This is a genomic window from Streptomyces solincola (assembly GCF_002982015.1).
GTDB lineage: Bacteria > Actinomycetota > Actinomycetes > Streptomycetales > Streptomycetaceae > Streptomyces > Streptomyces solincola.
In genome coordinates, this window is the sequence record NZ_PVLV01000170.1 from 1 (window position 1) to 7,380 (window position 7,380).

At 72.4% G+C, this 7,380-nt stretch carries 8 protein-coding genes; 4 read left to right on the forward strand and 4 right to left on the reverse strand.

Going from position 1 to position 7,380, the window contains the following annotated elements; genetic code table 11:
• Positions 1–34 precede the first annotated feature (34 nt).
• Positions 35–241, forward strand: a complete 207-nt coding sequence (locus tag C6N75_RS12985; protein WP_105869046.1) for an exodeoxyribonuclease VII small subunit — start codon at positions 35–37, stop codon at positions 239–241.
• Between the two features lie 124 nt (positions 242–365).
• Positions 366–956, forward strand: coding sequence for a malonic semialdehyde reductase (locus C6N75_RS12990; RefSeq protein ID WP_105869041.1), 591 nt, complete (start codon positions 366–368; stop codon positions 954–956).
• 44 nt (positions 957–1,000) lie between these two features.
• Here the strand turns inward: C6N75_RS12990 and C6N75_RS12995 are convergent, their stop codons facing one another.
• On the reverse strand, positions 1,001–1,531 hold the full coding sequence (locus tag C6N75_RS12995; protein ID WP_105869042.1) for a DUF4245 domain-containing protein: 531 nt from the start codon (positions 1,529–1,531) through the stop codon (positions 1,001–1,003).
• A gap of 128 nt (positions 1,532–1,659) precedes the next feature.
• On the opposite strand from C6N75_RS12995, the gene glpX reads away from it, so the two are divergent.
• Complete coding sequence (gene glpX / locus C6N75_RS13000) at positions 1,660–2,691, forward strand: class II fructose-bisphosphatase (RefSeq protein WP_105869043.1); 1,032 nt, start codon at positions 1,660–1,662, stop codon at positions 2,689–2,691.
• A gap of 92 nt (positions 2,692–2,783) precedes the next feature.
• On the opposite strand, the gene C6N75_RS13005 is transcribed toward glpX, so the two are convergent.
• Positions 2,784–3,161, reverse strand: coding sequence for a WhiB family transcriptional regulator (locus C6N75_RS13005; RefSeq protein ID WP_105869044.1), 378 nt, complete (start codon positions 3,159–3,161; stop codon positions 2,784–2,786).
• A 190-nt stretch (positions 3,162–3,351) separates the two neighbouring features.
• Complete coding sequence (locus C6N75_RS13010) at positions 3,352–4,038, reverse strand: DUF1707 SHOCT-like domain-containing protein (protein WP_258177388.1); 687 nt, start codon at positions 4,036–4,038, stop codon at positions 3,352–3,354.
• A gap of 189 nt (positions 4,039–4,227) precedes the next feature.
• Here C6N75_RS13010 and C6N75_RS13015 point away from each other — a divergent pair, with 189 nt between their 5' ends.
• Positions 4,228–5,883 (forward strand): fumarate hydratase, encoded by a 1,656-nt coding sequence (locus C6N75_RS13015; protein WP_105869048.1) that lies wholly within the window; start codon positions 4,228–4,230, stop codon positions 5,881–5,883.
• Positions 5,884–5,967: 84 nt separating this feature from the next.
• Here C6N75_RS13015 and C6N75_RS13020 read toward each other — a convergent pair.
• Positions 5,968–7,380: ricin-type beta-trefoil lectin domain protein (locus C6N75_RS13020; protein ID WP_105869045.1), on the reverse strand; the 1,413-nt coding region annotated here is incomplete at its 5' end.

The following is a 7,380-nucleotide window of genomic DNA, read 5'->3' on the forward strand; positions in this document are numbered from 1 at the left end:
GGCGGGCGCGGGCGCCGGGGCGCAGGCGGCCGCGATCGGTTACGAGCAGGCGCGCGACGAGCTGATCGAGGTGGTGCGCAGGCTGGAGGCGGGCGGCACCACGCTGGAGGAGTCGCTGGCGCTCTGGGAGCGCGGCGAGGAGCTGGCCCGGGTGTGCCGGCACTGGCTGGAGGGCGCCCGCGCCCGCCTGGACGCCGCCCTGGCCGAGCCGGAGGGGCACGGAGGCGGGCGGGAGGACTGAGCGCCCGGGGTACTGCTTCACGGGGGAGGCGGGCCGCCCCGCACCTGATAGTTGAAAGTTAATCTATCCGGGTGTACGGTGAAGCCAACTGGTTCACCGTACGTCGCCCGAAAGGCACCGCACCATGTCCCTCGTGCTCGACCCCGCCGCCCAGGACCTGCTCTTCCGTGAGGCTCGCACCGCGAACACCTTCACCGACGAGCCGGTCACCGAGGAGCAGATCCAGGCGATCTACGACCTGGTGAAGTACGGGCCGACCGCGTTCAACCAGTCGCCGCTGCGCATCGTGCTGGTCCGTTCCGCCGAGGCCCGCGAGCGCCTGGTGCCGCTGATGGCCGAGGGCAACCAGCCCAAGACCGCGGCCGCCCCGCTCGTCGCCATCCTGGCCGCGGACAACGAGTTCCACGACGAACTGCCGGCGCTGCTGCCGCACTTCCCGCAGGCCAAGGACGTGTTCTTCACCGAGCGCCCGGTGCGCGAGCAGGCCGCCGCGCTGAACGCCACCCTCCAGGCCGGCTACTTCATCGTCGGCGTGCGCGCCGCCGGGCTGGCCGCCGGCCCGATGACCGGCTTCGACTTCGCCGCCGTCCAGAAGGAGTTCCTGGACGACGACCACACCCCGCTGATGATCGTCAACATCGGCAAGCCGGGCGAGGACGCCTGGTTCCCGCGCAGCCCGCGACTGGCCTTCGACGAGGTCATCACCAGCGTCTGAGCACCTGCGCAGAGCGCACGGNNCGCACGGGGCCTCGCGGGACCTCAGGAGGATTTCGGCGCGGGGCGCAGGGCGGTGGCCAGTTCGGCGAGCTGCCCCTCCGTCGCGGTGCCGGCGACGACGGTGGTGACGCCCTTCTCGCGCAGCACCAGCGCGTCGTACTTGGGGCCCTCCCAGTGCTGCCAGGCGCGGCCCGCCACCTCCCGGGTGGCGCCGGTGTCCCGGGCCCCGCGGGTGACGGAGTCGATGTACTTCACCGGGGAGGCCGTGGACTGCTCCACCGCCGCGTACTGGCGGTCCGGCGTGAGGTAGCCGAGGTGCCAGGCGTCGCCGCTGCGCCGCTCGTAGGAGACCGAGGTCGGCTTCCAGCCGGCGGGCAGGCCCTGGGGGGACAGCACCGGGTACGGCGCCGCGCGCTGGGCCGTCACCAGCTCCACCCGGTAGTCGACCGGCTTGATGGGGTCGGCGTTCTCGTCGTGCGGGACGAAGAGGTAGATCACGCCCGCCGCGGCGAGGATGACCGCCATCGACTGGAACATCCCGCGCACTGTCTGCTTGCCTCGCATACCTGCCACGGGTCTATGGTCGCATCAGGGCCGGCCGCTCATCCGTGGGGCCCTCTGCTCAGTTTGTCGACCTACCGATAGAGTCACAGCACCCTCTTCTTACCTGCGGCCGCCGCCGTACAGAAAGGTGCGTTCCGATGACCGAGAACCATCTGCCGTCCGAGCTCGAGGTCTCCCCCGAGGCCCCCGACCGCAACCTGGCCCTGGAGCTGGTGCGGGTCACCGAGGCAGCCGCGATGGCGGCCGGCCGCTGGACGGGCCGGGGCGACAAGAACGGCGCCGACGGCGCGGCGGTGCGCGCCATGCGCACCCTGGTCCACACGGTCTCGATGAACGGTGTGGTCGTCATCGGCGAGGGCGAGAAGGACGAGGCGCCCATGCTGTTCAACGGCGAGCGCATCGGCGACGGGACCGGCGCCGAGGTGGACATCGCCGTGGACCCGATCGACGGCACCACGCTCGCCGCCAAGGGCATGCCCAACGCGATCGCCGTGCTGGCCGCCGCGGACCGGGGCACCATGTTCGACCCGTCCGCGGTCTTCTACATGGACAAGCTGGTCACCGGCCCGGAGGCGGCCGACTACGTGGACATCAACGCCCCGGTGTCGGTGAACATCCGCCGGGTCGCCAAGGCGAAGAAGTCCTCGCCCGAGGACGTCACCGTGGTCATCCTGGACCGCCCCCGGCACGAGGGCATCGTCAAGGAGATCCGGGAGACCGGCGCCCGGATCAAGTTCATCTCGGACGGCGACGTGGCCGGTTCGATCATGGCCGTGCGCGAGGGCACCGGCGTGGACATGCTGATGGGGGTGGGCGGCACCCCCGAGGGGATCATCAGCGCCTGCGCCATCAAGTGCCTGGGCGGCGTGATCCAGGGCAAGCTGTGGCCCAAGGACGACGAGGAGCGGCAGCGGGCGCTGGACGCCGGCCACGATCTGGACCGGGTGCTCACCACGACCGACCTGGTCAGCGGGGAGAACGTGTTCTTCGTCGCCACCGGCATCACCGACGGCGAGCTGCTGCGCGGGGTGCGCTACCGGGCCGAGACCGCGACCACCTCCTCGCTGGTCATGCGGTCCAAGTCGGGCACGATCCGGCAGATCGACTCCACGCACCGGCTGTCCAAGCTGCGCGCCTACAGCCAGATCGACTTCGACCGGGCGAAGTGACGGCCGCGGGCTGAGGCCCGCGGCCCCGGTACGCGACGAGGCGCCCCCGTGTGCGGTGGGGGCGCCTCGTCGCGTACCGAAAGCGTCCGCGCTCAGCCGGCGGCGGCGACCTGCCGGTCGGCGGACGCGGCCTTGCGCAGCTCCACCTCGCGCCGCCGGCGGCGGGCGAGCACCACCCGGCGCTCGGCGGCGGTCAGGCCGCCCCACACGCCGTACGGCTCGGGCTGGAGCAGTGCGTGCTCACGGCACTCGATCATCACCGGGCAGCGGGCGCAGACGCGCTTGGCGGCCTCCTCGCGCGCCAGCCGGGCCGCCGTGGGCTCCTTGGACGGCGCGAAGAACAGACCGGCCTCGTCCCGGCGGCAGACCGCCTCCGAGTGCCACGGCCCGTCCTGCTCCTCGCGCGACGACAGGCGCTCGGACGGGGCGGTTGCGGCGGTCTGGAGGGGCTGATGCGGCAGTGGCAGCACGGTCTACTCCTGACGACGACGACTGCGGCGGCGGCCTCGCGAGCGAGAAGAGGCGACGGAGCAAGCCCTACCCGCTGTGCGTACGCCTAAGCGCTGCGTGGCCCGCGGCATCGGCGTCCGGCCGCCGTCCGGCCGAAACGGAACGCCGAAGGCGGGCAGGGGAGTTCACGCCGCCGGTGCGCCCGCGGGGTCAGCCGCCGAGGTGCTTGCGCATCCGGGCGTGCAGGTCGGCGACGCGCCGGCCGCGCTTGGCGCGGGCCTCGATGTTGCCGAGCACCGAGAAGCCGTTGACGACGACGACCGGCGCCTCCGGGTCGCCGGCCTCCAGCGAGGCGACCTCGAAGTTGCCCAGCAGACCGCTGCCGCTGCCGCGCAGGGTGACGTTCTCCGGCACCCGGACCTCGACGTTGCCGAACACGGCGGTCGCCTCGATGACGGTCAGCCGCTGGGTGAAGACGGCCTGGGTGAGGTCGATCTCGACGCTGCCGAAGACGGCGACGGCGTGCGTGCGGCGCCCGATCCGCCACCGCCCCTTGCGGGTGGAGCTGGACAGCACGGCGATCAGCTTCTCGGACGGGCCGCCGTCCGCGCTCTCCTCCAGGGTCGCCCCGGCCGCGTGCGGGCGCGGGCCGGTCCGCACCGCGGGCAGGTCCTGGACCAGCGGCCGGAGCTCGGCGACGGTCTTCGCCCGGTAGACGGCGTCGATCCGCTCGGAGTGCTCCTCGGCGTCGATCCGCCCCTCGGCCAGGGCGTCGCGCAGGATGTCGGCGGTGCGGTCGCGGTCCGCGTCGGAGGCCCGCATGCCCTGCGGCGCGGGGGCGGGCGGCGGGGAGGACGGCTGCGCGGGCTGCTTCTCGGGCTGCTTGTCGGGGTCCACGACGGCAGCGTAGCGAAACGCGATAGATCGCGAGAAGGGGGCGCGCCCCCTAGGGGACGCCCCGGAGGGCGCCGGGCGGGCACTGGTGAGGGTGGCCTCACCTGGGAGATCGACAAGCGGCGTCCTAGGCTGGAGGGCGCTCCCGCCAACGGAGGCGGCGGGCTGTCTGCCGAGTGAGGAATGGCCGCGATGCCAGAGTTTGCGTACTCCGATCTGCTCCCGCTGGGAGAGGACACCACGCCCTACCGGCTGGTGACGTCCGAGGGTGTGTCCACCTTCGAGGCCGACGGCCGTACGTTCCTCCGGGTCGAGCCGGAGGCGCTGCGCACGCTTGCCGCCGAGGCGATCCACGACATCCAGCACTACCTGCGCCCGGCCCACCTGGCCCAGCTGCGCCGGATCATCGACGACCCGGAGGCCTCGGCCAACGACAAGTTCGTGGCCCTGGACCTGCTGAAGAACGCCAACATCGCGGCGGCCGGGGTGCTGCCGATGTGCCAGGACACCGGCACCGCGATCGTGATGGGCAAGCGCGGGCAGAACGTGCTGACCTCGGGCGGCGACGAGGAGGCGCTGTCGCACGGCATCCACGACGCCTACACCCGGCTCAACCTGCGGTACTCGCAGATGGCGCCGCTGACCATGTGGGACGAGAAGAACACCGGCTCCAACCTGCCGGCGCAGATCGAGCTGTACGCGACCGACGGCGGCGCCTACAAGTTCCTGTTCATGGCCAAGGGCGGCGGCAGCGCCAACAAGTCGTTCCTCTACCAGGAGACCAAGGCGGTCCTCAACGAGGCCTCCATGATGAGGTTCCTGGAGGAGAAGATCCGCTCGCTGGGGACGTCGGCCTGCCCGCCGTACCACCTGGCGATCGTGGTCGGCGGCACCTCGGCCGAGTACGCGCTGAAGACCGCCAAGTACGCCTCCGCGCACTACCTGGACGAGCTGCCCGCCGAGGGCTCGGAGCTGGGCCACGGCTTCCGGGACGAGGACCTGGAGCAGAAGGTCTTCGAGCTGACCCAGCGGATCGGCATCGGCGCGCAGTTCGGCGGCAAGTACTTCTGCCACGACGTGCGGGTGGTGCGGCTGCCCCGGCACGGCGCCTCCTGCCCGGTCGCCATCGCCGTCTCCTGCTCGGCCGACCGCCAGGCCGTCGCCAAGATCACCGCCGAGGGCGTCTTCCTGGAGCAGTTGGAGACCGACCCGGCGCGCTTCCTGCCCGACACCACCGACGCCCAGCTCGACGAGGCCGGCGACGTGGTGCGGATCGACCTCAACCAGCCGATGGACGCCATCCTGGCCGAGCTGGCGAAGTACCCGGTCAAGACCCGGCTGTCGCTGTCCGGCCCGCTGGTGGTGGCGCGCGACATCGCGCACGCCAAGATCAAGGAGCGGCTGGACGCGGGCGAGGAGATGCCGCAGTACCTCAAGGACCACCCCGTCTACTACGCCGGCCCGGCCAAGACCCCCGAGGGGTACGCCTCCGGGTCGTTCGGGCCGACCACGGCCGGGCGGATGGACTCCTACGTGGAGCAGTTCCAGGCGGCCGGCGGCTCGAAGGTGATGCTGGCCAAGGGCAACCGCAGCAAGCAGGTCACCGACGCCTGCGGCAGCCACGGCGGCTTCTACCTGGGCTCGATCGGCGGCCCGGCGGCCCGGCTCGCCCAGGACTGCATCAAGAAGGTCGAGGTCGTCGAGTACGAGGAGCTCGGCATGGAGGCGGTCTGGAAGATCGAGGTCGAGGACTTCCCGGCGTTCATCGTGGTGGACGACAAGGGCAACGACTTCTTCCAGGACCCGGCCCCGCAGCCGACGTTCACCTCCATCCCGGTGCGCGGCTGAGACGCCGCCGGACCACCGGGTCGCGGCCCCCGCTCCCGTAGGCGTACGAGAGCGGGGGCCGCGCCCTTCTTGCCGGCGGGCCGTCTAGGCGAAGCGCTGCCCGGCCGAGCCGTCGCAGGGCTGGAGGCGCAGCGGGTCCTGCCGCGCCGCCAGGGTCAGGCAGAGCCCGGTCGCGGCGGCCGGGCGCAGGGTGCCGGAGACCCGGACGAAGCGCTGGTTGGCCGCGCCCGAGCAGTTCCACAGCACCAGGGCCGTGCCCGGGGTGTACGCGGCCCCCGGCACGTCCAGGCAGCGGTCGTGGGTGAGCGCGGTGTGCAGCGAGCCGCGCCCGGCGTCGTACCACCACTGCTGGTTGCGGCCGCCGTGGCAGTCCCAGCCGCCGACCGCGGTGCCGTTGCGGCTGCGGGCGGCGTTGACGTCCAGGCAGGAGCCGGTGGCCTCGCCGCGCAGCGGGACGAAGGCGTCGTCCCAGGCGAGCGGGTAGAGCGCCGGGCTGCCGGTGGAGGCGGGGTCGGCGCAGCTCGCCTCGCGCACCCCGGCCGCGTCGAACTGGGTGAGGCAGGAGGCGAAGGCCGCGTGGCCGGCGCCGTTGGGGTGGAAGGACTGGCGGACGGAGTTCTCGTCGGGCAGTCCGGGCTTGGTGAGGTCGATGTAGAGGCCGCGGGCCCAGGCGCTGTCCATGCAGACCTCGTGGCCGTGGAAGAGCCGCGAGTTGTCCAGGTAGTGGGCGCCGGTGTTCGCGGCCGCCCGGCGCATGCCGCGCTCGAAGGCGGGCACGGCGGTGTTCCGGCCCCAGACGGTGTCGGAGTCGTAGCCGAGGCCGCCGCAGGCCAGCTTGCCGGGGAAGTTCGGGTTGTCGCCGAAGTCGGGGCCGATGGGGCTGGGGTAGCCCATCAGGACGAGCTTGTAGTCGCCGTCGGCGTACCCGGCGCCGCGCATCACGGTGCGCAGGTCGGTGACGGTCCGCTCGACCTTGGGGACGAGCGCGTCGACCCGGGCCTGCCAGCCGCCGGCGTACTTCGGTTCGCAGGGGCCCTGGAGGGTGAGGTAGCGGACGACGCAGTCGGTCATCACCGGGCCGAACTGCAGGTCGTCGTTGGCCCCGGAGACCAGCAGCACCATCTTGATCCGGGTGTTGCGGGCCTTGACGGCCAGGTTGTCGCTCTGCACCAGCTCGTCGGCGTACTGCTTGCCGCCGCCGATGACGATGTTGGCGGAGCTCGCGCCCGAGCAGGAGACGTTGTAGGTGACGTCGGCGGGGATGCCGGTGCGGTGGATGGCGGCGTCGGGCGAGCGGTGGCACCAGTTGCCGGGCCGGTTGGTGGCCGGATCGTATCTACCGATGCCCTCGCCGGAGATCTCGCTGTCGCCCAGCGAGATCAGCCCGGTCTTGCGCTGGTCCATCGGGCGCTCGGCGGGCGAGCCGTACAGCGCGGTGGCCTCGGCCGCCCGGACCGCCTCCAGCTCCGGAGGCAGCGGGGTGGACGCGGCCGGGGC